Annotated in this window: 20 protein-coding genes; 17 read left to right on the forward strand and 3 right to left on the reverse strand. The window is 62.1% G+C overall.

The features are described from left to right. Positions 1–199 precede the first annotated feature (199 nt). From ACLBXN_RS08695 to ACLBXN_RS08720, 6 genes are all read left to right on the forward strand, one after another. A complete protein-coding gene (locus tag ACLBXN_RS08695) occupies positions 200–991 on the forward strand; it encodes a TrmH family RNA methyltransferase (protein ID WP_211458693.1) in 792 nt (263 codons plus the stop codon). A gap of 172 nt (positions 992–1,163) precedes the next feature. Beyond that, positions 1,164–2,336 carry a glutamine-hydrolyzing carbamoyl-phosphate synthase small subunit gene (gene carA, locus ACLBXN_RS08700; protein WP_447611832.1) on the forward strand — a complete coding sequence of 391 codons (1,173 nt, stop codon included), beginning with the start codon at positions 1,164–1,166 and terminating at the stop codon, positions 2,334–2,336. After that, a complete protein-coding gene (carB, locus tag ACLBXN_RS08705; protein WP_003053436.1) occupies positions 2,329–5,580 on the forward strand; it encodes a carbamoyl-phosphate synthase large subunit in 3,252 nt (1,083 codons plus the stop codon). The genes carA and carB overlap by 8 nt, the downstream gene beginning before the upstream one ends. A gap of 220 nt (positions 5,581–5,800) precedes the next feature. Further along, positions 5,801–6,277, forward strand: coding sequence for a transcription elongation factor GreA (greA, locus tag ACLBXN_RS08710; RefSeq protein ID WP_003053437.1), 477 nt, complete (start codon positions 5,801–5,803; stop codon positions 6,275–6,277). A gap of 137 nt (positions 6,278–6,414) precedes the next feature. After that, entirely contained in the window at positions 6,415–6,834 is a 420-nt protein-coding gene (locus tag ACLBXN_RS08715) for a DUF4149 domain-containing protein (RefSeq protein ID WP_447611856.1), read from the forward strand. A gap of 46 nt (positions 6,835–6,880) precedes the next feature. After that, positions 6,881–7,765 (forward strand): Kdo hydroxylase family protein, encoded by an 885-nt coding sequence (locus ACLBXN_RS08720; RefSeq protein ID WP_447611833.1) that lies wholly within the window; start codon positions 6,881–6,883, stop codon positions 7,763–7,765. Positions 7,766–7,887: 122 nt separating this feature from the next. Here ACLBXN_RS08720 and ACLBXN_RS08725 read toward each other — a convergent pair whose 3' ends face one another. Further along, positions 7,888–8,646, reverse strand: a complete 759-nt coding sequence (locus ACLBXN_RS08725; protein ID WP_447611834.1) for a glycosyltransferase — start codon at positions 8,644–8,646, stop codon at positions 7,888–7,890. A gap of 62 nt (positions 8,647–8,708) precedes the next feature. Beyond that, positions 8,709–9,179 carry a YhbY family RNA-binding protein gene (locus tag ACLBXN_RS08730; protein WP_003067342.1) on the reverse strand — a complete coding sequence of 157 codons (471 nt, stop codon included), beginning with the start codon at positions 9,177–9,179 and terminating at the stop codon, positions 8,709–8,711. Between the two features lie 32 nt (positions 9,180–9,211). On the opposite strand from ACLBXN_RS08730, the gene ACLBXN_RS08735 reads away from it, so the two are divergent. From ACLBXN_RS08735 to ppk1, 5 genes are all read left to right on the forward strand, one after another. After that, on the forward strand, positions 9,212–9,874 hold the full coding sequence (locus tag ACLBXN_RS08735) for an RlmE family RNA methyltransferase (RefSeq protein ID WP_003053442.1): 663 nt from the start codon (positions 9,212–9,214) through the stop codon (positions 9,872–9,874). Between the two features lie 246 nt (positions 9,875–10,120). Next, entirely contained in the window at positions 10,121–12,043 is a 1,923-nt protein-coding gene (ftsH, locus tag ACLBXN_RS08740) for an ATP-dependent zinc metalloprotease FtsH (RefSeq protein ID WP_003067340.1), read from the forward strand. Positions 12,044–12,113: 70 nt separating this feature from the next. Continuing rightward, entirely contained in the window at positions 12,114–12,962 is an 849-nt protein-coding gene (folP, locus tag ACLBXN_RS08745) for a dihydropteroate synthase (protein WP_447611835.1), read from the forward strand. A 36-nt stretch (positions 12,963–12,998) separates the two neighbouring features. After that, on the forward strand, positions 12,999–14,333 hold the full coding sequence (gene glmM / locus ACLBXN_RS08750; RefSeq protein ID WP_211458703.1) for a phosphoglucosamine mutase: 1,335 nt from the start codon (positions 12,999–13,001) through the stop codon (positions 14,331–14,333). Between the two features lie 475 nt (positions 14,334–14,808). Beyond that, positions 14,809–16,875: a polyphosphate kinase 1 gene (gene ppk1, locus ACLBXN_RS08755; protein ID WP_447611857.1), complete on the forward strand. Its 2,067-nt coding sequence runs from the start codon at positions 14,809–14,811 to the stop codon at positions 16,873–16,875. A gap of 173 nt (positions 16,876–17,048) precedes the next feature. Here ppk1 and ACLBXN_RS08760 read toward each other — a convergent pair whose 3' ends face one another. Beyond that, positions 17,049–18,530 carry a Ppx/GppA phosphatase family protein gene (locus tag ACLBXN_RS08760; RefSeq protein WP_447611836.1) on the reverse strand — a complete coding sequence of 494 codons (1,482 nt, stop codon included), beginning with the start codon at positions 18,528–18,530 and terminating at the stop codon, positions 17,049–17,051. Positions 18,531–18,988: 458 nt separating this feature from the next. On the opposite strand from ACLBXN_RS08760, the gene pstS reads away from it, so the two are divergent. From pstS to phoB, 6 genes are all read left to right on the forward strand, one after another. Then, positions 18,989–20,020, forward strand: a complete 1,032-nt coding sequence (pstS, locus tag ACLBXN_RS08765; protein ID WP_211458707.1) for a phosphate ABC transporter substrate-binding protein PstS — start codon at positions 18,989–18,991, stop codon at positions 20,018–20,020. A gap of 173 nt (positions 20,021–20,193) precedes the next feature. Next, entirely contained in the window at positions 20,194–21,132 is a 939-nt protein-coding gene (gene pstC, locus ACLBXN_RS08770; protein WP_211458815.1) for a phosphate ABC transporter permease PstC, read from the forward strand. Further along, positions 21,129–22,019: a phosphate ABC transporter permease PstA gene (gene pstA, locus ACLBXN_RS08775; protein ID WP_043005431.1), complete on the forward strand. Its 891-nt coding sequence runs from the start codon at positions 21,129–21,131 to the stop codon at positions 22,017–22,019. The genes pstC and pstA overlap by 4 nt, the downstream gene beginning before the upstream one ends. Positions 22,020–22,036: 17 nt before the next feature. Beyond that, positions 22,037–22,813, forward strand: coding sequence for a phosphate ABC transporter ATP-binding protein PstB (pstB, locus tag ACLBXN_RS08780; RefSeq protein WP_003053452.1), 777 nt, complete (start codon positions 22,037–22,039; stop codon positions 22,811–22,813). Between the two features lie 10 nt (positions 22,814–22,823). Continuing rightward, positions 22,824–23,525, forward strand: coding sequence for a phosphate signaling complex protein PhoU (gene phoU / locus ACLBXN_RS08785; protein ID WP_003053453.1), 702 nt, complete (start codon positions 22,824–22,826; stop codon positions 23,523–23,525). Between the two features lie 18 nt (positions 23,526–23,543). Further along, positions 23,544–24,239 carry a phosphate regulon transcriptional regulator PhoB gene (gene phoB, locus ACLBXN_RS08790; RefSeq protein WP_003053455.1) on the forward strand — a complete coding sequence of 232 codons (696 nt, stop codon included), beginning with the start codon at positions 23,544–23,546 and terminating at the stop codon, positions 24,237–24,239. Positions 24,240–24,322: the final 83 nt, after the last annotated feature.

Here is a 24,322-nt window from a genome sequence, read left to right on the forward strand (position 1 = left end):
GGCCTGCATTCCCGAGTGGGGCGCAGGGCCGGCTTGGGCGCTCTATCTTCTTTGGGACTTACGCAAACAGGAATGCCACAACGGCCTGCGTTCTGAGGCAGTCGTCCTGCCTGAACCCGTTTTGCGTAAGTCGTGTTCTTGTTTCAGGCCTGGCCAGGCGCTTGCATGCCGGGTTTTTTGTTTTTTCTCAGAGGTCGACATGGCAGCACGTCCCCAGGTCACGGACATTCATTCGCGCGACAACGCTTTCGTCAAGGAGCTGCGCCGCCTGTCCCAGGACAGCACGGCCTACCGCAAGCAGGGCCAGGTCTGGCTAGAAGGCGATCATCTTTGCCGTGCGGCCCTGGTGCGGGGTCTGAAACCAAAAGTTGCCGTTTTTGCGCAGTCTTTCTGGCCGCAGGCGCCCGAAGAGTGGGTGCAGGCCGCCAGCAAGGTCGTGGTGCTGGCCGATGCCTTGTTCGACGAGATCAGCGCTCTGGAATCTCCCGCCCGCATGGGCTATGTGATGGACTGGGACGCTGCATTGCAGGTGCAGTCCGGCATCGCCACCGTGGTGCTGGACCGCGTGCAGGATGCCGGCAACGTGGGCAGTATCCTGCGCAGCGCGTCGGCCTTCGGTTTCACCCAGATTGTGGCGCTCAAGGGCACGGCCGCGCTGTGGAGTCAGAAGGTGTTGCGCGCAGGAATGGGTGCTCACTTCGGCCTGCATCTGGTCGAGGCCGCCTCGCTCGAGGATGTGAAAGCCTTGCAAGTGCCCCTGGTAGTGACCAGCTCCCATCAGGGGACATTGATTCATGAGGCGGATCTGCCCTGGCCCTGTGCCTGGGCCATGGGTCACGAAGGGCAGGGTGTGGGCGAGGCGCTGATGGAGATGGCGCAGCGCCGCATCAGCATTGCACAGCCCGGAGGTGAGGAGTCACTCAATGTGGCTGCTGCAGCCGCGATCTGTCTGCATGCGAGCAGCGTAAGCATGCTACGCCGTAGAGGGTAATCCCGGGGCGCTTCAAAGGGGTGAAGCGGACAGAGCCTATAATGGGCGGCTTTCAAGCATTCCTTCATACGCCTAGCGACGCTTCCTCGCCATTCCCTGCAGACACAAATGTCCCAGCGCACACGCCGGGGCTTCGTTGGGCGTAACCGTAATTAAAAAACCGGAGAACCCAGTGCTTTTGTCTCTCAAGGGAAATTTCCCATCCGCCATTCTGGCGCTCGCAGACGGCACGGTCTTTATTGGCAACTCGATTGGTGCGCAAGGCACCACTGTTGGCGAAGTCGTTTTCAACACCTCGCTGACCGGCTACCAGGAAATCCTCACCGACCCCAGCTATTGCCAGCAGATCGTGACACTCACGTATCCGCACATCGGCAACTACGGTGTCAATCCTGAAGACGTCGAAGCTGACAAGATCCATGCCGCAGGTCTCATCATCAAGAACCTGCCCCTGCTGGCCAGCAACTTCCGAAGCACGCAGACGCTGTCCGAGTACCTGATCGAAGGTAAGACCGTCGCCATCGCCAATATCGACACCCGCAAGCTCACGCGACTGCTGCGTGATCACGGCGCGCAGAACGGCGCAGTCGTGGGTCTGGCCGCTGGTGAAGAAGTCACCCAGGCCAGGATCGACGAGGCCATCGCCGCAGCCAAGGCTGCACCCAGCATGAAGGGTCTGGATCTGGCCAAGGTCGTGACCACCGACAAGTCCTATCCCTGGGCTGAAACCGAGTGGAAGCTGGGCGAAGGCTACGGCCAGCTCGAAGCGCCCAGGTTCAAGGTCGTGGCCTACGACTTCGGCGTGAAGAAGAACATTCTGCGCATGCTGGCCGAGCGCGGCTGCGACGTGACCGTGGTGCCCGCACAGACGCCTGCCAAGGACGTACTGGCCCTGAACCCCGACGGCGTGTTCCTGTCCAACGGACCTGGCGACCCCGAGCCTTGCGACTACGCCATTGCCGCTGCGCAAGAGATCATGGCCGCCAAGAAGCCTCTGTTCGGCATCTGCCTGGGTCACCAGATCATGGCTCTGGCCTCCGGCGCCAAGACCTTCAAGATGCAGAACAGCCATCACGGCGCCAACCACCCCGTGAAGGACCTGGACTCCGGCCGCGTCAGCATCACCAGCCAGAACCACGGTTTTGCGGTGGAGATCGAGTCGCTGCCCGCCAACGCCCGCGCCACGCACATCAGCCTGTTTGACGGCACGCTGCAAGGTCTGGAGCGCACCGATGTGCCTGCCTTCTGCTTCCAGGGTCACCCCGAAGCATCGCCCGGCCCCAACGATATCGGCTATCTGTTTGACCGCTTCACAGCGCTGATGGAGAAACACAACAATGCCTAAGCGCAACGACCTTAAAAGCATTCTGATCATTGGCGCCGGTCCCATCGTGATCGGTCAGGCCTGCGAGTTTGACTACTCCGGCGTGCAGGCCTGCAAGGCCCTGCGCGAAGAGGGTTACAAGGTCATCCTGATCAACAGCAACCCCGCCACGATCATGACCGACCCGGCCACGGCCGACGTCACCTACATCGAGCCCATCACCTGGCAGACGGTCGAGAAGATCATCGCCAAGGAACGTCCCGATGCCATCCTGCCCACCATGGGCGGCCAGACCGCGCTGAACTGCGCGCTGGACCTGTGGAAGAACGGCGTGCTGGACAAGTACAAGGTCGAGCTGATCGGCGCCAAGCCCGAAGCCATCGACAAGGCCGAAGACCGTCTGAAGTTCAAGGACGCCATGACCAAGATCGGTCTGGGCTCCGCGCGCTCCGGCATCGCCCACTCCATGGACGAAGCCTGGGCCGTGCAAAAGCAGATGGGCTTCCCCACCGTCATCCGCCCCAGCTTCACGCTGGGCGGCACCGGTGGCGGCATTGCCTACAACCCCGAGGAATTCGAAACCATCTGCAAGCGCGGTCTGGAGGCTTCGCCCACCAACGAGCTGCTGATCGAAGAGTCCCTGCTGGGCTGGAAAGAGTACGAGATGGAAGTGGTGCGCGACACCGCTGACAACTGCATCATCGTCTGCTCGATCGAAAACCTGGACCCCATGGGCGTGCACACCGGTGACTCCATCACCGTGGCACCGGCCCAGACACTGACCGACAAGGAATACCAGATCATGCGCAATGCATCTCTGGCCGTTCTGCGCGAAATCGGTGTGGACACGGGTGGCTCCAATGTGCAGTTCTCGGTGAATCCCAAGGACGGTCGCATGATCGTCATCGAGATGAACCCCCGCGTCTCGCGTTCCTCGGCACTGGCTTCCAAGGCCACGGGCTTCCCCATCGCCAAGATCGCGGCCAAGCTGGCCGTGGGCTTCACGCTGGATGAACTCAAGAACGAAATCACCGGCGGCAAGACCCCCGCTTCGTTCGAGCCCTCGATCGACTACGTGGTCACCAAGATCCCGCGTTTCGCCTTCGAGAAGTTCCCTGCTGCCGACAACCGCCTGACCACGCAGATGAAGTCCGTGGGCGAAGTGATGGCCATCGGCCGTACCTTCCAGGAATCCTTCCAGAAGGCCTTGCGCGGCCTGGAAGTGGGCGTGGACGGCATGAACGAAAAGACCCAGGACCGCGAAATCCTGGAAAAGGAACTGGGCGAGCCCGGTCCCGACCGCATCTGGTATGTGGGCGACGCTTTCGCTGCCGGCTGGTCGCTGGACGAAGTGCACAACATCACCAAGATCGACAAGTGGTTCCTGGTGCAGATCGAAGAGATCGTCAAGATCGAACTCGAGCTGGACAAGCTGTACGAAGAAAAGGGCGAAGGCGCTCTGGCGGCTCTGGATGCGCAGACCCTGCGCAGCCTCAAGCAAAAGGGCTTCTCCGACCGCCGCCTGGCCAAGCTGCTGCACACCAGCGACAAGGCCGTGCGCGAAGCGCGCAAGGCGCTGAAGGTGCGTCCCGTGTTCAAGCGCGTGGACACCTGTGCGGCAGAGTTCGCTTCCAACACCGCATACATGTACTCCACGTATGACGAAGAGTGCGAAGCCGCTCCCACGGACAAGAAGAAGATCATGGTGCTGGGCGGTGGCCCGAACCGTATCGGCCAGGGCATCGAGTTTGACTACTGCTGCGTGCACGCCGCCATGGCCATGCGCGAAGATGGTTACGAAACCATCATGGTCAACTGCAACCCCGAAACCGTGTCCACCGACTACGACACTTCCGATCGCCTGTACTTCGAGCCCCTGACGCTGGAAGACGTGCTGGAAATCGTGGATGTGGAGCAGCCCGAAGGCGTGATCGTTCAGTACGGCGGCCAGACGCCTCTGAAGCTGGCCCTGGGCCTGGAGCGCGAAGGCGTGAAGATCATCGGCACCACGCCCGACATGATCGATGCCGCCGAAGACCGCGAACGCTTCCAGAAGCTGCTCAACGAACTGGGTCTGCGTCAGCCCCCCAACGCCACCGCGCGTACCGAAGCCGAAGCCCTGGAAAAGGCTGCCGGCCTGGGTTACCCCCTGGTGGTGCGCCCTTCCTATGTGCTGGGCGGCCGTGCCATGGAAATCGTGCACGAGCAGCGCGACCTCGAGCGCTACATGCGCGAAGCCGTGAAGGTCTCCAACGACTCTCCCGTGCTGCTGGACCACTTCCTGTCCAACGCCATCGAGTGCGATGTGGACTGCGTGCGTGACAAGACCGGCGCCGTGTACATCGGCGGCGTGATGGAGCACATCGAGCAAGCCGGCGTTCACTCCGGTGACTCCGCCTGCTCGCTGCCCCCTTACTACCTGAAGGCCGAAACCGTCGCTGAAATCAAGCGCCAGACCGCAGCCATGGCCGAAGGCCTGCATGTGGTGGGCCTGATGAACGTGCAGTTCGCCATCAAGGAAGCGGACGGCCAGGACGTGATCTACGTGCTGGAAGTGAACCCCCGCGCCTCGCGCACCGTGCCTTTCGTCTCCAAGGCCACCGGCGTGCAACTGGCCAAGGTGGCCGCACGCTGCATGGCCGGCCAGACTCTGGCCGAGCAGGGCATCACCAAGGAAGTCACGCCGCCTTACTTCAGCGTCAAGGAAGCCGTGTTCCCGTTCGTGAAGTTCCCCGGTGTGGACACCATCCTCGGCCCTGAGATGAAGTCCACCGGTGAAGTCATGGGCGTGGGCAAGACCTTTGGCGAAGCCTTTGTGAAGAGCCAGATGGGGGCCGGCGTGCACCTGCCTGCCGAAGGCAAGGTCTTCCTGTCGGTGAAGAACAACGACAAGACCCGTGCCGTGGCCGTGGCCAAGGAACTGGCCGCCATGGGTTACAGCCTGTGCGCCACACGCGGCACGGCCACGGCGATTGCCGAGGCCGGCATCGAGGTGCAGACCGTGAACAAGGTCACCGAGGGCCGCCCCCACATCGTGGACATGATCAAGAACGGCGAAATCGCCCTGGTCATCAACACCGTGGAAGAGCGCCGCAACGCCATCGCCGACTCGCGCCAGATCCGTACCAGCGCGCTGCTGGCACGCGTGACCACCTTTACCACCATCTTCGGCGCGGAAGCGGCCGTGGAAGGCATGAAGGCCATGCGCGGCAGCCTGGACGTGCACTCGGTGCAAGAGCTGCATGCCATGCTGACCAAGGCCTGAAAAGGCTGACGCCCGAAGCAGCCCGCAAGGGCTGCCGGGTTTTTACCGCACTTGTGCCGCAGCAAACACGGCATAATCTGCGGTAATGTATTTGAACCGCCGCGCGGCAACGTGCGGCGGTTTGCTTTTGGGGCACAGGCCCCTGTTTGACGTTGTCACTCAGGCCTGTGCGAGAGGTGCCGCGCTGGGCGCGGCGTTTGCTGAATTTGGAGACTTGATCATGGCCACCATCCCAATCACCAAGCGCGGAGCAGAAAAGCTCAAGGTGGAACTGCAACGCCTGAAGACGGTGGATCGTCCCGCGGTCATTCAAGCCATTGCAGAGGCCCGTGCTCAGGGTGACCTGAGCGAAAACGCCGAATACGAATCCGCGAAGGAGCAGCAGGGCTTCATCGAAGGCCGCATCATCGAGGTCGAAGGCAAGCTGTCCGCCGCGCAGGTCATCGACCCGACCGAGCTGGATGCCGGCGGTCGCGTGGTGTTCGGCGCGACTGTGGATCTGGAAGATGAAGACAGCGGCTCGGCCGTCACCTACCAGATCGTGGGCGAGGACGAGGCCGATCTCAAGCACGGCCTGATCAATGTGTCCAGCCCCATTGCCCGCGCCCTGATCGGCAAGGAAGAGGGCGATACCGCCGTGGTGCAGGCACCGGGCGGCGAGCGTCGCTACGAGATCGTAGGCGTAAAGTACATCTGATCACCCCTGAGGCGCTGCGCGCCTTCCCCTGTCTCTGGGCGCTTCGCGCTGCGGTAGAGGGGACGATGCCCTTGCTGCGAGGCGGCTCTTGCTCGGCATCTCTGGTTTGCGCTCTGCCATGCTGAAATTTCACCATGATGTTTGAACGCTTTCCTGTTTTCTTTGCGGCTCTGTGGTGGGGCAGTCTGAGCGTCATCGGCTTTGTGGCCGTGCCCATGCTGTTTGCCCATCTGCCCACGCCGGCTCTGGCGGGCTTTATGGCGGCCAAGCTGTTCGCCGCGCAGACCTGGATTTCCATAGCATGTTGCGCTTTACTGCTGGTGTTTTCAAAGCGAAAACATGCTGAAAAGCTTGAGCAATGGGCGCAAGCAGCTATCGGTTTTGTGATCGCCGGCATGTTGCTGGCGCTGCTGGTGCAGTACGGCGTGTCACCCAAGATCGTGGCGCGCGAGAACCTCAAACTCTGGCACAGCGTGGGCACCGGCATGTATGCGCTGCAGTGGCTGTGCGCCGCCATCGTGCTGTGGCGTGTGGCGGGCGCGCGCAAGCCGGCTTGATCCAGTGCAAGCCCGCTCCAGCTGCGGGGAGTACACTGCCGAAGCCATGGAATCTCAAATCGTAAAAATCGACGCGACCGACTGGAGCCAGGTCCAGGGGCGCGATGAATGGACTGCTGCCGTCGAGGCAGGCAAGGTGCTGTACTTTCCGCAGCTGAGCTTTCAGCTCTCCGAGCAGGAAAAAACCCTGCTGCGCCCCGATGTGCGCGATCCCAAGACGCGCAATATCAGCCTCAACGTGGATGGCTCGATCAAGGGCGTGGCGGGCGACGAGGCCACGCAGGCCCAGGTGGCGGCCATGGTCGGACGCTTTCGCGAGCAGGCCACGGCGCTGATCGCAGGGCTGTTTCCCGCCTATATGCCGCTGGTGCGCATGGCGCCCACTAGCTACCGCCCTTCGCAGGTGGAAACGCGGGCGCAGTCCTGGCGTGCCGACGACAAGCGCATGCATGTGGATGCCTTTCCTTCGCGGCCCAACTATGGCGAGCGCATTCTGCGCGTGTTCACCAATGTCAACCCGGATGGTCAGCCGCGCGTCTGGCGCGTGGGCGAGCCCTTCACCGATGTGGCCAAGCGTTTCGTGCCGCGTGCCAAGCCCTACAGCGCCTGGCAGGCCAAGGCGCTGGAGCTGCTGCATGTGACCAAGTCCTATCGCAGCGAATACGATCATCTGATGCTGCAGCTGCACGATGGCATGAAGGGCGACGCCGACTACCAGAAGAACGCGCCGCAGGAGACCGTGCCTTTCGCGGCAGGTTCCTCCTGGGTGTGCTTTTCCGATCAGGCCGTGCATGCCGTCATGTCGGGGCAGTACATGCTGGAGCAGACCTTGTTCCTGCCGCCCGGCAGCGAATACAACCCGGCGGCCAGCCCGCTGTCGATTCTCTCGCGCATGAAGGGGCATCCGTTGGTCGATGCCAAGTATCGCTGACAAGGCCGAGCAAGCCCGGCATGCCGGGCTCGCGCTGATTCATAGTTCAGGCGGGCACAAAAAAGGCGTTGAACCTCGCGGTCAACGCCTTTTGTTTTTGAGGCTGCAACTGCAGCCGTCCTTCAGCCCCAGGCCTTCTCGATCCACCTGGCCGGCTCGATATGGCGAAAGCGCTTGTTGCGACGGCCTTCCAGGGCGTCGGGCGGGTTCACTTCGCCGTGGAAGATCACGATGCGCGCATCGACGGGCGGCAGCGGCTCCTTCCAGTAGTTGCTGGGCCAGGTCGGAATGCAGTAGTACTTGAAGCTGGGGCACCAGGCGGCAGGCCAGTAGTCCAGCTTGCCCTGCTTGTGCAGAAAGTGCGACAGGTACTCCTGCTCGTTGCGGTACTTGGCACGCATTTCTTCGGTGTGCGCACGGAAATGCTCCAGCACATCGGCATGGGCACCCAGCTCGAAGCGGTAGACCGAGGAGTTGCCGACAATGCGCTCGCCAAAGCGCCAGAAGCGCGGATAGTCGTGAATGATGCGGAAGTCGCCAGGCAGCGTGAAGAACTCGTCGAGGCTGCCCACGATCACCACATCCAGGTCCAGGAACAGCGCTTGGCCCTTGAGGCCATGCAGGTCGCGCTCGAAGGTGGTCAGCTTCTTCCAGGCGCCGTCACGCTGGCCGGGAGCCAGATGAATGTTCAGGTCGGGAATGGGAAAGCACTCCACTTCGGAGCGAATCCCCTCTGTGCTGTCGGTCAGGCAGACAAAGCGAAAATCTCCGCTGAGATGGCGGCGCACCATGGCATAGAGTCGGTTGACGTACTCCGGGCCGTATTTGGTGCCCCATTTCATGCAAAGAATATGGCGTGGCTGCTGTGTGGTCTGAACCATGGGTTGGCGGTCTCGGCGAGGAAATAAGGCGGATGGACGGGCTGGCGGGGCTGATCGGCAGATCAGTCCTGACGGCCTTTCTTGACCGACTTCTGCTTGGGCTTGGCGCGCTTGATGGTGCCGCCGGCGGTCAGGCGCTGGTTGCCGAGCACGCGCAGTTGCTTGACTTCGGGCTTCTGGCCGGCTCGGCCGAACTTGAGCACCTTGACGTCGCGAGGACCGGGCATGCGGTCTTCGTCAAAGGCCTTTTCCTTTTCGGGAATCGGGCGCCACAGCACCAGCAGCTTGCCGATGTGCTGGATGGGAGCAGCGTTCAGCTCGTCGCAAAGTTGTTGATAGATCTGCTCGCGGGCTGCACGGTCGTCGCCGAAAACGCGGACCTTGATCAGACCATGGGCATTGAGTGCGGCGTCCACTTCCTTCTGAACGGCAGTGGTCAGACCATCGCCACCGATGAGGACGACGGGGTCCAGATGGTGGGCTTCGGCGCGGTGTTCCCGGCGCTGCGCGGGAGTTAATTCAATTTGGGGCATACCCGTATTATCAAGGCTGCGAGAATTCAGGCATGAAAACCAAAACCAAAAGCAAGAAGGTCAATAAGAATTGGCTGCACGATCACATCAATGACCCGTATGTGAAAGCCGCCCAGAAGGACGGTTATCGTGCCCGCGCGGCCTACAAGCTCAAGGAAATCGACGAGTCGCTCAAGCTGATTCAGCCAGGTCACACCGTGGTGGACCTGGGCTGCGCGCCCGGTGCCTGGAGCCAGTATGTGCGTCGTCGTCTCTCGCCCAGCGGCGCGGCCGTGGGCGAACTCAACGGCCGCATCATCTCGCTGGACCTGTTGCCCATGGAGCCTATCGAGGGCGTGCATTACATCCAGGGCGACTTCCGCGAAGAGGCAGTGCTGGCGCAGCTGGAAGAAGCCATGGGCGGCGGCAAGGCCGACGTGGTGGTCTCGGACATGGCGCCCAATCTGTCGGGTCATGGCGCCACGGACGGGGCGCGGGTCGCGGTGCTCATCGAGATGGCCGTTGATTTCGCGATCAACAACATGAAGCCCGAGGGCGCGCTGGTGGTCAAGCTTTTCCACGGCAGCGGCTACAACGAGCTGGTGGATCTGTTCAAGCAGACCTTCAAGGTGGTCAAGCCCATCAAGCCCAAGGCCTCGCGCGACCGGTCTGCCGAGATTTTCCTGGTAGGGATGGGGCTGAAGCAGGGCTCCTGATGCAGTTGCCGGCTTGCATAGGGGCATTTGACCTCATGCCTTGCTGCAGCAAGTCAGTGAAACTGATAGCGCAAAGCCCTGATAAAACACAGGCTTAGAGCCGATTGCCTGTCGGACCATAGCTTGCCTATGGCCGCTATAGGGGGAAATAGGCGTCCTGGGCGCTTGAAACACCTAAAATGAACCTCAACTAGGTCTGGAGTCCCCTCCGGGCCTTTACGTCTGAATATTCCATTGGAGCCCCGCTTGAACAATCAGTGGTTTTCAAAAGTCGCCGTCTGGCTGGTCATCGCCATGGTGCTGTTTACGGTGTTCAAACAGTTTGACACCCGAGGTGCTGGCGGTGCCTCTCATGTTGGCTACTCGGAATTCCTGGAGCAAGTGCGCAACAACCGTATCAAGAGCGCCACCATTCAGGAAGGTGCCGGCGGTACCGAGGTCGTAGCCACCACCACCGATGATCGCAAGATCCGCACTACAGCCACCTATCTGGATCGTGGCCTGGTGGGCGACCTGATCAACAACAACGTCAAGTTCGACGTCAAGCCACGTGAAGAAGGCTCGCTGCTCATGACGCTGCTCGTGAGTTGGGGCCCCATGCTGCTGTTGATCGGCGTATGGGTGTACTTCATGCGCCAGATGCAGGGCGGCGGCAAGGGCGGTGCCTTCAGCTTCGGCAAGTCCAAGGCACGCATGCTCGACGAGAACAGCAACACCGTCACCTTTGCCGACGTGGCTGGTGCCGATGAGGCCAAGGAAGAGGTCAAGGAAGTCGTGGACTTCCTCAAGGACCCCAACAAGTTCCAGAAGCTCGGCGGTCGTATTCCCCGTGGTCTGCTGCTGGTCGGCCCTCCCGGCACCGGCAAGACGCTGCTGGCCAAGTCGATTGCGGGCGAGGCCAAGGTGCCTTTCTTCTCGATCTCGGGTTCCGACTTCGTTGAAATGTTCGTCGGCGTGGGCGCGGCTCGCGTGCGCGACATGTTCGAAAACGCCAAGAAGAATGCACCCTGCATCATCTTCATCGACGAAATCGACGCCGTCGGTCGCCAGCGTGGCGCCGGCATGGGCGGCGGCAACGACGAGCGCGAGCAGACTCTGAACCAGATGCTGGTCGAGATGGACGGTTTCGAGACCAATCTCGGCGTGATCGTGGTGGCTGCAACCAACCGCCCCGACATCCTGGATGCCGCCTTGCTGCGTCCCGGTCGTTTCGACCGCCAGGTCTATGTGACGCTGCCCGATATCCGCGGCCGCGAGCAGATTCTCAATGTGCACATGCGCAAGATCCCCGTGGGCCAGGACGTGAACCCCGCCATCATCGCACGCGGCACGCCCGGCATGTCGGGTGCCGATCTGGCCAATCTCTGCAACGAAGCAGCTCTGATGGCGGCTCGCCGCAATGCGCGCACCGTGGAGATGCAGGACTTCGAGAAGGCCAAGGACAAGATCATCATGGGCCCCGAGCGCAAGACCATGGTCATGCCCGAGGAAGAGCGCCGCAACACGGCCTACCATGAAGCCGGCCATGCCTTGATCGGCAAGCTGCTGCCCAAGTGCGATCCCGTGCACAAGGTCACCATCATCCCGCGCGGTCGTGCGCTGGGCGTGACCATGAGCCTGCCCGAGAAGGACCGCTACTCCTACGACAAGGAGTACATGCTCAACCAGATCGCCATGCTGTTTGGCGGACGTATCGCCGAAGAAGTGTTCATGAACCAGATGACGACTGGCGCTTCGAACGACTTCGAGCGTGCGACCCAGATCGCCCGCGACATGGTGACGCGCTACGGCATGAGCGATGCACTGGGCACCATGGTCTACTCCGAGCAGGAAGGCGAGCCTTTCCTGGGTCGCACCTTCAGCCGGGGCTCCAATCTGTCCGAGTCCACCATGCAGAAGGTGGACGATGAAGTGCGTCGCATCATCGACGAGCAATATGCGCTGGCGCGCAAGCTGATCGAAGACAACAGCGACAAGATGCACGCCATGGCCAAGGCCATGCTGGACTGGGAGACGATCGACGCCGAACAGCTCAACGACATCATGGCTGGCAAGGAGCCCCGTCCTCCCAAGGACTGGACGCCTCGCAATCCGCCCTCGTCGGATGGCGGCAACTCCTCCGGAGGCAATCCCGCATCGAATGCCGAACCTTCACCGACTACGGCTTAAGCGCCAAGTCTCCGCTACAAAAGGTCCCTCAGGGGCCTTTTGTTTTTGTACTCTCAGATATCGAAGATCTATGTCGCAACAGTGGCAAACCTCGCGTTTTCTCGTGCAGCTCGACAAGCCCCAGGTCATGGGCATCGTGAATGTGACCCCGGATTCCTTTTCTGACGGCGGCAAGCATGCCGGGGTATTCCAGGCCATGGCCCATGCAGAGCTGCTGCTGGCCCAGGGCGCGCATATTCTGGACATAGGCGGCGAATCCACCAGGCCGGGCTCACCTGCAGTCAGCCTGGAGGACGAGCTGGCGCGTGTTCTGCCCGTGCTGCGCGAGGCCGTCAAGCTCGATGTGCCCATCTCCATCGATACCTACAAGCCCGAAGTCATGGCTGCAGCCCTGGATCTCGGGGCCGACATCATCAATGACATCTGGGCGCTGCGCCAGAGCGGCGCCTTCGAGGTGGTGAGCCGGCACGGCAGCTGCGGGGTGTGCCTGATGCATATGCACAAGACCCCGCAGGACATGCATCTGGAGCATATGCAGGGCAACGCCGTGGCGCAGGTGCGGGACTTTCTGCTGCAGGCGACGCAGCCCTTGCTCGACGCAGGCGTCGCGCGCTCGCGCATCGCCTGGGATTACGGTATTGGCTTCGGCAAGAGCGTGGTACAAAATTTTGCCTTGCTTGCACATCAGCGTGAGTTGCTGGACCTAGACTTCCCGCTGCTGGCAGGCTGGTCGCGCAAGGGCTCCCTGGGGCAGGTCAGTGGCCTGCCCGTGGATCAGCGCATGGTGCCCAGTGTGGCGGCGGCATTGCTGGCGGTCGAGCGAGGGGCCAGAATTGTGCGTGTCCACGACGTGAAGGACACGGTGGCAGCGCTGGCAGTCTGGCAGGCCATGCATGATGCGCAAGCACTGCAGGCCTGACGACAGAGTATTGAATCTAAAAAGGACAACGAAACTATGGCAAGACAGTACTTCGGCACCGACGGGATTCGCGGCACGGTGGGCAAGTCCCCCATCACGCCTGACTTTGCCCTGCGCCTGGCGCATGCTGTCGGGCGTGTGCTGCGCCGTACGCAAGAGCGTCCTCTGGTGCTGATCGGCAAGGACACCCGCATCTCCGGCTATATGCTGGAAAGCGCGCTCGAATCGGGCTTCAACTCTGCCGGTGTCGATGTCATGCTGCTTGGCCCCCTGCCGACACCGGGCGTGGCCTATCTGACGCGTGCCCAGCGCGCCAGCCTGGGCGTGGTCATCAGCGCCAGCCACAACCCGTTCTACGACAACGGTATAAAGTTCTTCAGTGCCGAAGGCACCAAGCTGCCTGATTCCTGGGAAGAGGATGTGGAGGCCGCCCTCAAGGAAGACCCCGTCTGGGTGGACTCCGCCTCTCTGGGCAAGGCTCGGCGCCTGGCCGATGCCGCCGGTCGCTACATCGAGTTCTGCAAAAGCACCTTCGATCACAGCCTGTCGCTGCGCGGTCTGAAGATCGTGGTGGACGCGGCCCATGGCGCGGCCTACCAGATTGCTCCCAAGGTCTTTCACGAGCTCGGTGCCAGCGTGGTGGAGATCGGCTGCTCTCCGGATGGCCTCAACATCAACGAGGGCGTAGGTGCGACCCATCCCGAGGCGCTGGTCAGGGCCGTGCGTGCCAACAATGCCGACTACGGCGTGGCACTGGACGGCGATGCCGACCGGCTGCAACTGGTCGATGCGCAGGGCCGTCTCTACAACGGCGACGAGCTGCTCTATCTCATGGCGGCCGACCGCCTGGCGCGTGGCGATGCGGTGAGTGGCGTGGCCGGAACCCTGATGACCAATATGGCGGTGGAGCAGGCGCTCAAGGCACAGGGCGTGGGCTTTGTGCGCGCCAAGGTCGGAGACCGCTATGTGCTGGAAGCACTCACTGCCAAGGGCTGGCAGCTGGGTGGCGAAAGCTCGGGCCATCTGCTGGCGTTGGACAAGCACACCACCGGCGACGGTCTGGTCAGTGCGCTGCAGGTGCTGCAGGCCTGCGTACGCTCCAAAAAGACCATGGCTCAGTGGCTGGAGTCCGTGAAGCTGTTTCCCCAGGTCATGATCAATGTGCGCCTGCAGCCGGGACAGGACTGGAAAAACAACGCCAAGCTCCCCGGCGAGCAGGCGGCTGTCGAGAAACTGCTGGGCAGCGACGGCCGCGTGCTGATCCGCCCCAGCGGCACCGAGCCCCTGGTGCGCGTCATGGTCGAGGCCAGAAGTGCGGACATGGCCAGCAACTGTGCCGAGCGTCTGGCCGAGGTGGTCAGGACCAGCTGACGCTGTTCAAATCAGGGGCGGTTGTCATGAACAACGATGACAGTCATATTTCGGTCATGCAATTGTCATAAACCACCGGCAGACTGCGGGCATGCCCTCAGGGGCGCTTCAAGCTTTCGCAGGCTGCTGCCACATGTCCCAATCCGTACCTGGTTCCGATTCTTTCTTTTCCGCTTCCATCACTTCTTCTTCAGGGCAGGATTGCGCCGCAGCCTCGCAGACCGGCAGTCAGTCGCAAGAGGCGGGGCCCGCATCTCTGGGGCTGGCGCATCTCTCGCTGGTGCAGGCAGCGGCAACAGCGGAGCAGGGCGGTAGCGTGAAGAGCGCCGCAGGCGAGTCGCCTGCAGTTGCGCAAGCCGCCGGCACCGGGCACCATGAGGTGCCTGCTGCCGTTTCCGACGCGGCCCCTGCGGCATCTTCCGTCCCTGCCAAAGCGCCGCGCCGACGCCGGGCGGCGTCCAAGAACGAGGTAGCCATGCCGCCTGTGATCGAGCCGACTCTGGAGCTGCTGGACCGCGATCAAAGCATTCTGGTATTCAACGAGCGCGTGCTGAGCTGGGCCGAGCGCGAGGATGTTCCGCTGCTCGAACGCCTGCGCTATCTGTGCATCGTGTCCTCCAATCTCGACGAGTGGTTCGAGGTGCGCTGTGCCCCTCATGTCTCGGCCGCCAAGGTGGGTGACGAGCAGGGCACCTACTCGCGTGCCAGTTTCGAGCGACTGATGACCACGGCCCACGGCCTGGTGGCCAAGCAGTATCAGCTCTACAACCAGGCCATCATTCCTGCGTTCGACAAGCATGCGATCCGTCTGGTCTCGCATGGCGAGCGCAGCGTGGCGCAGCGCAAATGGGTGCGTGAGTACTTCATGCGCGAGGTCCAGCCCCTGCTGATGCCGGTGGGCCTGGACCCGTCACACCCCTTTCCGCAGGTGGCCAACAAGGCGCTGAATTTCATCGTGCGCCTCAACGGCGTGGACGCCTTCGGGCGCGCCAACGAGGTGGCCATCGTCAAGGTGCCGCGCGCCTTGCCGCGCCTGATCCGCCTGCCCGAGAAGATTTCGGGCAAGCAAAAGCTGTTCGTCAGCATCTCCAGCGTGGTGCGCGCCCATCTGGCCGAGCTGTTCCCGGGCCGGGAAGTGTCCGAGTTCTCCCAGTTCCGCGTCACCCGCCACTCCGATCTGGCCGTGGATGAGGACGATGTGGTGGATCTGCGCATGGCCTTGCGCCAGGGTCTGCACCACCGCCATTACGGCCAGGCGGTGCGTCTGGAAGTGTCCTCCTCATGCTCCGTGGTGCTCTCTGACCTGCTGCTGGAGCAATACGGCCTGCCGGCCGAGGCGCTGTTCCGCGTCAAGGGACCGGTCAATCTGGTGCGCCAGATGCAGCTGATCGATCTGGTCGACGATCCGGCCTTGCTGTTTCCCAAATGGAAGCCGGCCTGGCCCACCCAGCTCGTGCCCGGTCGCTCCATCCTCGCGCAGATGCGCAAGAGCGACATCATCATCCACCAGCCCTTCGAGAGTTTCGACGGCGTGCTGGAGCTGCTGCGCGAGGCCGTCAACGACCCGCAGGTGCTGGCCATCAAGCAGACCATCTACCGCACGGGTACCGACTCCGAGATCATGAGCCTGCTGGCCGAGGCCGTGAGCCGAGGCAAGGAAGTGCTGGCCGTGCTGGAGCTCAAGGCGCGCTTTGACGAAGAGGCCAACATCAACTGGGCGGAAAAGCTGGAATCGCTGGGCGTGCAGGTGGTGTATGGCGTGGTCGGTCTCAAGACCCACGCCAAGATGCTGCTGATCACGCGGCGCGAAAAGCGCAACAACCAGCTCAAGCGCTATGCCCATCTGTCCACGGGCAACTACAACGCCCGCAGCGCGCGTCTGTACACCGACATCAGCCAGCTGACCTGCAATGACGAGATCACGGCCGATATGGATGCGGTGTTCCGCCATCTCTCCAGCCACAACACCATGCCCAAGCTGCAAAAGCTGGTCATGGCGCCATTCCATCTGCAAAACCGCATGCTGGAGTTGATCGGCCTGGTGGCGGCCGCAGCGGCGCGGGGCGAGAAGGCGCGCATGGTGCTCAAGATGAATGCGCTGACCGACGAGCCGCTGATTCGCGCTCTGGTCGAAGCCGGCCGCAAGGGTGCACAGATCGATCTCATCGTGCGCGGCTCCTGCATGCTGCCGGCGCAGCGCCCAGGCGTGACGGACAATATCCGCGTGCGCTCCATCATCGGCCGTTTCCTGGAGCATTCGCGCGTCTTCTACTTTGCCTGGGGGCAGGAAGAAGAGCTGCTGCTGTCCAGCGCCGACTGGATGAATCGCAATATGCTCAGCCGCGTGGAGCTGGCCTGGCCGGTGCTGGACAAAAAGCTGCGCCAGCGCGTGATTGACGAATGCCTGGTGGCCTATCTGGGCGATGACCGCGATGCCTGGACGCTGGATGCTTCGGGCGCTTACCAGAAGCCCGAGCGTCCGCTGGAGGGCAAGGGCGCCCAGCAGGCGCTGATGGTGCGCTACGGTGGCAAGAGCCTCTGAACTATCAGATAAGGAGCTTATTGCGCTTGATAGTCATAGATTTCAGATGCTTTTCATGCTGAAATCGTTATCTGACAGGCGCTTGCAGCTCTCTTTTTGAAGACCGAATGCAAAAAAGGACTGCTTCGCAGTCCCTTTGTCTTTGCCGGGCGGCGGCCGCATGGCCGGTCGCATCAACGCAGCTGCAGCTTGAGGCTCCAGGGTGTCTTGCTCCAGGCCATGGCTTCCTCTTCCAGCAGGCGCGCGGATTGCGGATAGGTCAGCATCCAGCCCGCAGGGGTGGAGAGCTTGCACTCCGAACCCGAGCGCTTGAGCTGCATGCCCTTCATGTCCGGCTCGCGGCGGGTGTGGCATAGCTGCACGGCAATGCGCAGCGCCATCAGCGGCAGGGCCAGCTGGGGCTCGTCAATGGCGTCCTCCAGCTTGCGCAGCTTGCCCTGGTGGCCCAGCACCAGCTGGCAGATGCGCTGGCGCAGCTCCGGCTCCCAGGTGGCCAGGCCGCAATGCTCGACGATGTAGGCCCCGTGGCGGTGGTAGTTGCTCAGGGCCACACGCATGCCGACCTCATGCAGCTGCGCTGCAATGGCCAGGGCCTGCGCGCTCTGCGCCGCCGTTTCGGCGGGCAGGATCTGCTGATACAGCTCGGTGGCAATGCGCTGTACGCGCAGGGCATGAGGGGCATCCACGCCGAAGTCCAGTTGCAGGGCGCTGATTTCTGCGGCCTCCTTGTCGGCAGGAGGCTCGTGATCGAGCAGGTCGTGCAGGGCCCCCTGGCGCAGTGCTCCCTGGGCGACTTCGAGCTCGGTGATGCCCAGCAGGTCGACCACGGCCATCATCACGCTGATGCCGCCCGCGACCACCGGGCGGCGGTCTTCCTTGAGGCCCGGCATGCGCAGACGGTCCACATGGCCGATGTCCAGCAGCATCTCGTAGAGGTGGCGCAGCTTGGCGGGCGTGATCACCTGTCCGTCCAGGCCCTGGGCCGTGAGAGCATCGGCCACGGCATTGGCCGTGCCTGACGAGGCATAGGCGCAGTCCCAGGCCGTGCCGGGGTAGGCGAACTGGGCCTGGGCCAGGCATTGCTTGGCGGCAGCAACGGCGGCCTGGAAGTTGGCCTTGTTCAAGGCCCCATCGCTGAAGAAGCGGCTGCTCCAGGAGACGCTGCCCAGCGCATACGATGCCACCTGCAGCGGCTGGCTGTGCTGGCCGATGATGATCTCGGTGGAGCGCCCGCCGATGTCGATGACCAGGCGTTTTTGCTGGCTTGGCGGCAGCGAGCTGGCCACGCCGCGATAGATCAGCCGGGCTTCTTCCTCGCCGGCAATGACTTCGATGGGAAAGCCCAGCAGCTGGCTGCCATGCGTCACGAATTCGTCGGCGTTCAGGGCCTCGCGCAGGGTCTGGGTGGCGACGGCGCGCACATGCGTGGCATCGAAGCCCCTGAGGCGCTCGCCAAAGCGCGCCAGACAGTCCCAGCCGCGCTCCATGGCTTCGCGCGAGAGTTCCTGGCGCGAGTTCAGGCCGTTGCCCTGGCGCACGGTTTCCTTGAGGTATTCCACACGCTCTATGCGTTGATGCGAGCCGATGCGGCCTATTTCAAGGCGAAAACTGTTGGAGCCAAGGTCTACGGCGGCAAGCAGCGATTCTGGAGCCATTTCTGAGCCAATCAATGCGTTGTTGTTATGCGGGTTGGAGCACGAGTGGAGCATGAGCGTGAGGGAGCTGACGACACATGCATCGGGCAGTGGAATATGCAATATGCGCCGTCATCGGGCTATCAGGGGGAAAAGTTCAGCCTCTGCCAAGTCAGGTATTTGCAGGTATTGCCGGCCCGGGCCACTGCCGAGGGGTTGCTCACGCTGTGTGACAGACTATGTCATACATTGCCAGCGCCCCCGGCATCGGCCTTGCGACAAGCTGTTACCTGTGGTTTTACTCGGGGACCGAGTATGTAGGTCAAGGCTCAGCAGTTTGCGAATGAAATATGACAATCGCATGACCGGATTAGGCGTCTTTCGCTTGGTTGCGCCTTGAAATTTTCATGTCACGACGCTGTCATAAAAGGTTTTTAAAGTCCACTGCATCGAATCTTTCAACCCTAAGAGGTCGTTTCATGAAGTTGTCCTTGATTCACGTTCTGGTGGCTGGTGCTCTGTCTGCCGCGGGTATTGCCAACGCCAGCCAGGAAGCCACAGGTGCCGGTGCGAGCTTCCCGGCTCCTCTGTATTCCAAGTGGGCTGCCGACTATCACAAGGCCACAGGCGTCAAGATCAACTACCAGTCCGTGGGCTCCAGCGCCGGCGTCAAGCAGATCGATGCCAAGACCGTGGACTTCGGCGCCTCGGATGCGCCCCTGACCGATGACGAGCTGCAGAAGAAGGGCCTGCTGCAGTTCCCCACCGTGATTGGCGGCATTGTTCCCGTGGTCAACATCAAGGGCGTGGCTCCCGGCCAGCTGAAGCTGTCGGGCCAGGTGCTGGGCGACATCTACCTGGGCAAGATCACCAAGTGGAACGATCCCGCCGTTGCCGCTCTGAACCCCGGCGTGGCCCTGCCTGATGCCGCCATCGCTCCCGTGCGCCGCGCCGACGGCTCCGGCACCACCTTCGGCTTCACCAACTACCTCTCCAAGGTCAACGCCGAGTGGAAGGACAAGGTCGGCGAAGGCACGGCCGTGAACTGGCCCACCGGTGCCGGCGGCAAGGGCAACGAAGGCGTTGCCGCCTTTGTGGGCCGTCTGCCCAACTCCATCGGCTATGTCGAGTACGCCTATGTCAAGCAGAACAAGCTGACCTACACACAGCTGCAGAACAAAGACGGCGCTTTCGTCTCTCCCGACGACGATACCTTCAAGGCCGCTGCTGCCGGCGCCGACTGGGCCAAGAGCTTCTACCAGATCCTGACCAACCAGCCCGGCAAGAGCGCCTGGCCCATCACCTCGGCCACCTTCATCCTGATGCACAAGACCCAGGACAAGCCCGCCCAGGCCGCCACTTCGCTGAAGTTCTTCGAGTGGGCCTACAAGCAAGGTGACAAGACTGCTGCCGATCTGGACTACGTGCCCATGCCCGACTCCGTCAAGAACGTGATCTACAAGTCCTGGAACGACATCAAGGACACCTCGGGCAAGGTTGTTGCCAAGTAATCTCGTGTAATCAGTGAGCAGCGGACTGCCGTGCCGGACGGCATCTCCGCTGCTTGTTTCAACCCTTTGCGAATAAAGGCGCTCACGTGTCCACTACGTCGCCCTCCAGTTCGCTGGCTGCTGCCTCCACCGATGCCGCCAAGCGACGCTCTCCTTCTCCGCCACGTGCTCCGATGATCTCGGGACGTATGGCGGATCGTTTGTTTGGTGGCCTGGCACGCAGCGCAGCGATTCTGACGCTGGTGCTGCTGCTGGCCATCATGGCTTCGCTGATCGTCGGCGCCTGGCCCGCCATTTCGGAATACGGTCTGGGCTTTCTGACCAGCAGTGTCTGGGACCCCGTCCAGAACCGGTACGGCGGCCTGGTCATGATTTACGGCACGCTGGCCACCTCGGCCATCGCGCTCTTGATTGCCGTGCCCGTGAGCTTCGGCATCGCGCTGTTTCTGACGGAGCTCTCTCCCGCCTGGCTCAAGCGCCCCCTGGGCACGGCCATCGAGCTGCTGGCCGCAGTGCCATCCATCGTCTACGGCATGTGGGGTCTGATGGTGTTCGGCCCCGTGCTGGCCACCTATGTGCAGCAGCCGCTGCAGAACCTGCTGAGCGGCGTGCCCTATCTGGGCGCCTTTGTCTCCGGGCCTCCCGTGGGTATCGGCATTCTCTCGGCCGGCATCATCCTGGCCATCATGATCATCCCCTTCATCGCCTCGGTGATGCGCGATGTGTTCGAGGTCACGCCGGCGCTGCTCAAGGAGTCGGCCTATGGTCTGGGCTCCACGACCTGGGAAGTGGTCTGGAAAGTGGTGCTGCCCTATACGAAGACCGGCGTGCTCGGCGGCGTCATGCTGGGCCTGGGCCGCGCGCTGGGAGAGACCATGGCCGTGACCTTTGTGATCGGCAATATGAACCAGCTCAACTCGCTGTCCGTGTTCGAAGCTGCGAACAGCATCACCTCGGCCCTGGCCAATGAGTTTGCCGAGGCCGGCGAAGGCCTGCATCAGGCATCGCTGATCTATCTGGGTCTGGTGCTGTTCTTCATCACCTTCGTGGTGCTGGCCTGCTCCAAGATGCTGCTCAACCGCCTGCAGAAGAACGAAGGAGCCCGCTCATGAGCTCGACCTCCACCTCCGCCAAGATGCTTGATGCAGCCGACCTGGCTGCCGTGCGTCAGGCCAAGTACGACAGGCGCAAGCGCCTCAATCAGATCGCGCTGACCCTGTCCATGGCTGCCATGCTGTTCGGCGTCTTCTGGCTGATCTGGATTCTCTGGGAAACCATTCGCCAGGGCGTGGGCGGCCTGAACTTCGCGCTGTTTTCGCAGATGACGCCTCCGCCCAACGAGGAGGGCGGCATTGCCAACGCCATCTGGGGCTCGCTGATGATCGTGACGCTGGCCACTTTTGTCGGCACGCCGATCGGCGTGATGGCCGGCGTCTATCTGGCCGAGTACGACAAGAAGAGCTGGCTGGCTTCCACCACGCGCTTCGTCAACGACATTCTGCTGTCCGCTCCCTCCATCGTCATCGGTCTGTTTGTCTATACCGTGGTGGTGGTGCGTTTCAAGAGCTTCTCCGGCATGGCCGGCGTGATCGCGCTGGCGCTGATCGTGATTCCCGTGGTCATCCGGACCACCGAAAACATGCTGGTGCTGGTGCCTGCCAGCCTGCGTGAAGCGGCTTATGCACTGGGCACGCCGAAGTGGAAGGTCATCATCATGGTGACGCTGCGTGCGGCCCGTGCCGGCGTCATCACCGGTGTGCTGCTGGCCGTGGCCCGTATTGCCGGCGAGACTGCTCCGCTGCTGTTCACGGCGCTGAACAACCAGTTCTGGAATGCCGACCTGAGCAAGCCCATGGCCAGCCTGCCGGTGACCATCTTCAAATTTGCCATGAGCCCCTATGAGAACTGGCAGCAACTGGCATGGGCCGGTGTGTTCCTCATCACGGTGGCTGTGCTGGGTCTGAATATCCTGGCGCGTTTCATCACCCGCCAGAAATAATTCCAAGGTTCAAGATCATGACTGCAACCATTGCTCCCGCCAACGTCAAGCTGGCCGTGCGCGACCTGAACTTCTATTACGGCAAGTTTCACGCGCTGAAAAACATCAACCTCGACATTCCCGAGAAGAAGGTCACGGCCTTCATCGGCCCCTCGGGCTGCGGCAAGTCCACGCTGCTGCGCACCTTCAACCGCATGTTCGAGCTCTATCCCGAGCAGCGCGCCGAAGGCCAGATCATGCTGGACGGCGACAATCTGCTGACCAGCAAGCAGGACGTGGCACTGATTCGCGCCAAGGTCGGCATGGTGTTCCAGAAGCCCACGCCGTTCCCGATGTCAATCTATGACAACATCGCCTTCGGCGTGAAGCTGTTCGAGAATCTCAATGCCTCAGACATGGACGACCGCGTGGAGTGGGCGCTGCGCAAGGCTGCGCTGTGGAATGAAGTCAAGGACAAGCTGCAGCAAAGCGGCTCGGGTCTGTCGGGCGGCCAGCAGCAGCGTCTGTGCATCGCGCGCGGCATTGCCATCAAGCCCGAGGTGCTGCTGCTGGACGAGCCCTGCTCGGCGCTGGACCCCATCTCCACGGCCAAGATCGAAGAGCTGATTGCGGAACTGAAGAACGACTACACCGTGGTCATCGTGACCCACAACATGCAGCAGGCCGCCCGTTGCAGCGACTACACGGCCTATATGTACCTGGGGGATCTGGTGGAGTTCGGCGACACCGAAAAAATGTTCTTCAAGCCCCAGCGCAAGGAAACGGAAGACTACATCACAGGCCGCTTCGGCTAAGGACTCAAAAATGACAGAAAAACATTTGTCCACACAGTTCGACTCCGAACTCAACCGTGTCTCCGCCCGCGTCATGGAGCTGGGCGGTCTGGTCGAGTCGCAGATCAGCAATGCCGTCTATGCACTGACCAGCTTCAGCACCGATGCCGTGGAGCAGGTCATCAGCACCGAGCAGCGCGTCAATGCCATGGAAGTGGAGATCGACCATGAGCTGTCGTCCATCATCGCGCGCCGTCAACCCACGGCCCGCGACCTGCGCCTGCTGATCGCCTTCTCCAAGGCCACGGCCAATCTGGAGCGTATGGGCGATGAGGCCTGCAAGATGGCCCGCATGGTCAAGTCCATCATCGAAAGCGGCGCCGCCCGTTCCCTGCCCAGCGGCGAGCTGCGCATGGCTGCCCAGATGGCTTCCGAGCTGCTGCGCAAGACCCTGGATGCCTTTGCCCGCCTGGACACCAAGGCGGCGGTGGCCATCTTGCGCGAAGACGATCTGATCGACGAAGAGTTCGACGGCTTTGTGCGCAAGCTCATCACCTACATGATGGAAGATCCGCGCACCATCTCCGCCAGCCTGGACCTGCTGTTCCTGGCCAAGGCCATCGAGCGTATCGGCGACCACTCCAAGAACGTGGCCGAGCTGATCATCTACCTGGTCGAGGGCAAGGACGTGCGCCATCAGACCATGGCTGAAATCGAATCTGCGGTGTTGTAAGACGGAGGCTACCCAGGGATGAAGAAGATGCCCATGGTCCTCATCGTGGAGGACGAACCTGCGATTGCAGAGTTGATCGCGGTCAATTTGAGGCATAACGGCTTCCAGCCCGTCTGGGCGGAAGACGGTGTGTCGGCGCAGCGCGAGCTCGATGCCGTGCTGCCCGATGTGATCTTGCTCGACTGGATGCTGCCCGGTGCCAGCGGCCTGTCGCTGGCCCGCAAATGGCGTGCCGACAGCCGAACCAAGGCCGTGCCCATTCTCATGCTGACGGCGCGCGGCGACGAGCCCGACAAGGTGGCAGGCCTCGATGCCGGAGCCGATGACTACATCACCAAGCCATTCTCCACCCAGGAGCTGCTGGCCCGCATCCGTGCCGTGCTGCGCCGTCGCGCGCCCGAGCAGGTGCAGGACAAGGTCAGCATTGGCGAGCTGGTGCTGGATGCGGCTGCCCATCGTGTGAGCTGGCAGGGCGATCTGCTCAAGATCGGCCCCACCGAGTTCAAGCTGCTCAACTATCTGATGAAGCACCCCGAGCGCGTGCACAGCCGTGCGCAGCTGCTCGACAAGGTATGGGGCGACCATGTCTTCATCGAAGAGCGCACGGTGGATGTGCACGTCAAGCGCCTGCGCGAATCGCTGGGCGTGGCAGGTGTTCTGATTGAAACCGTTCGCGGCGCAGGTTACCGTTTCAGCGCTCAGGCCATGGCCTGACAGCACTTCCCCCAAAACCTCGGCCCGGTCTGGCTGGGTCGACAAAAATCACAACTGAAAGCAAATATGGGGTGGCGTGGTTT

This window comes from Comamonas sp. C24C (assembly GCF_053345995.1).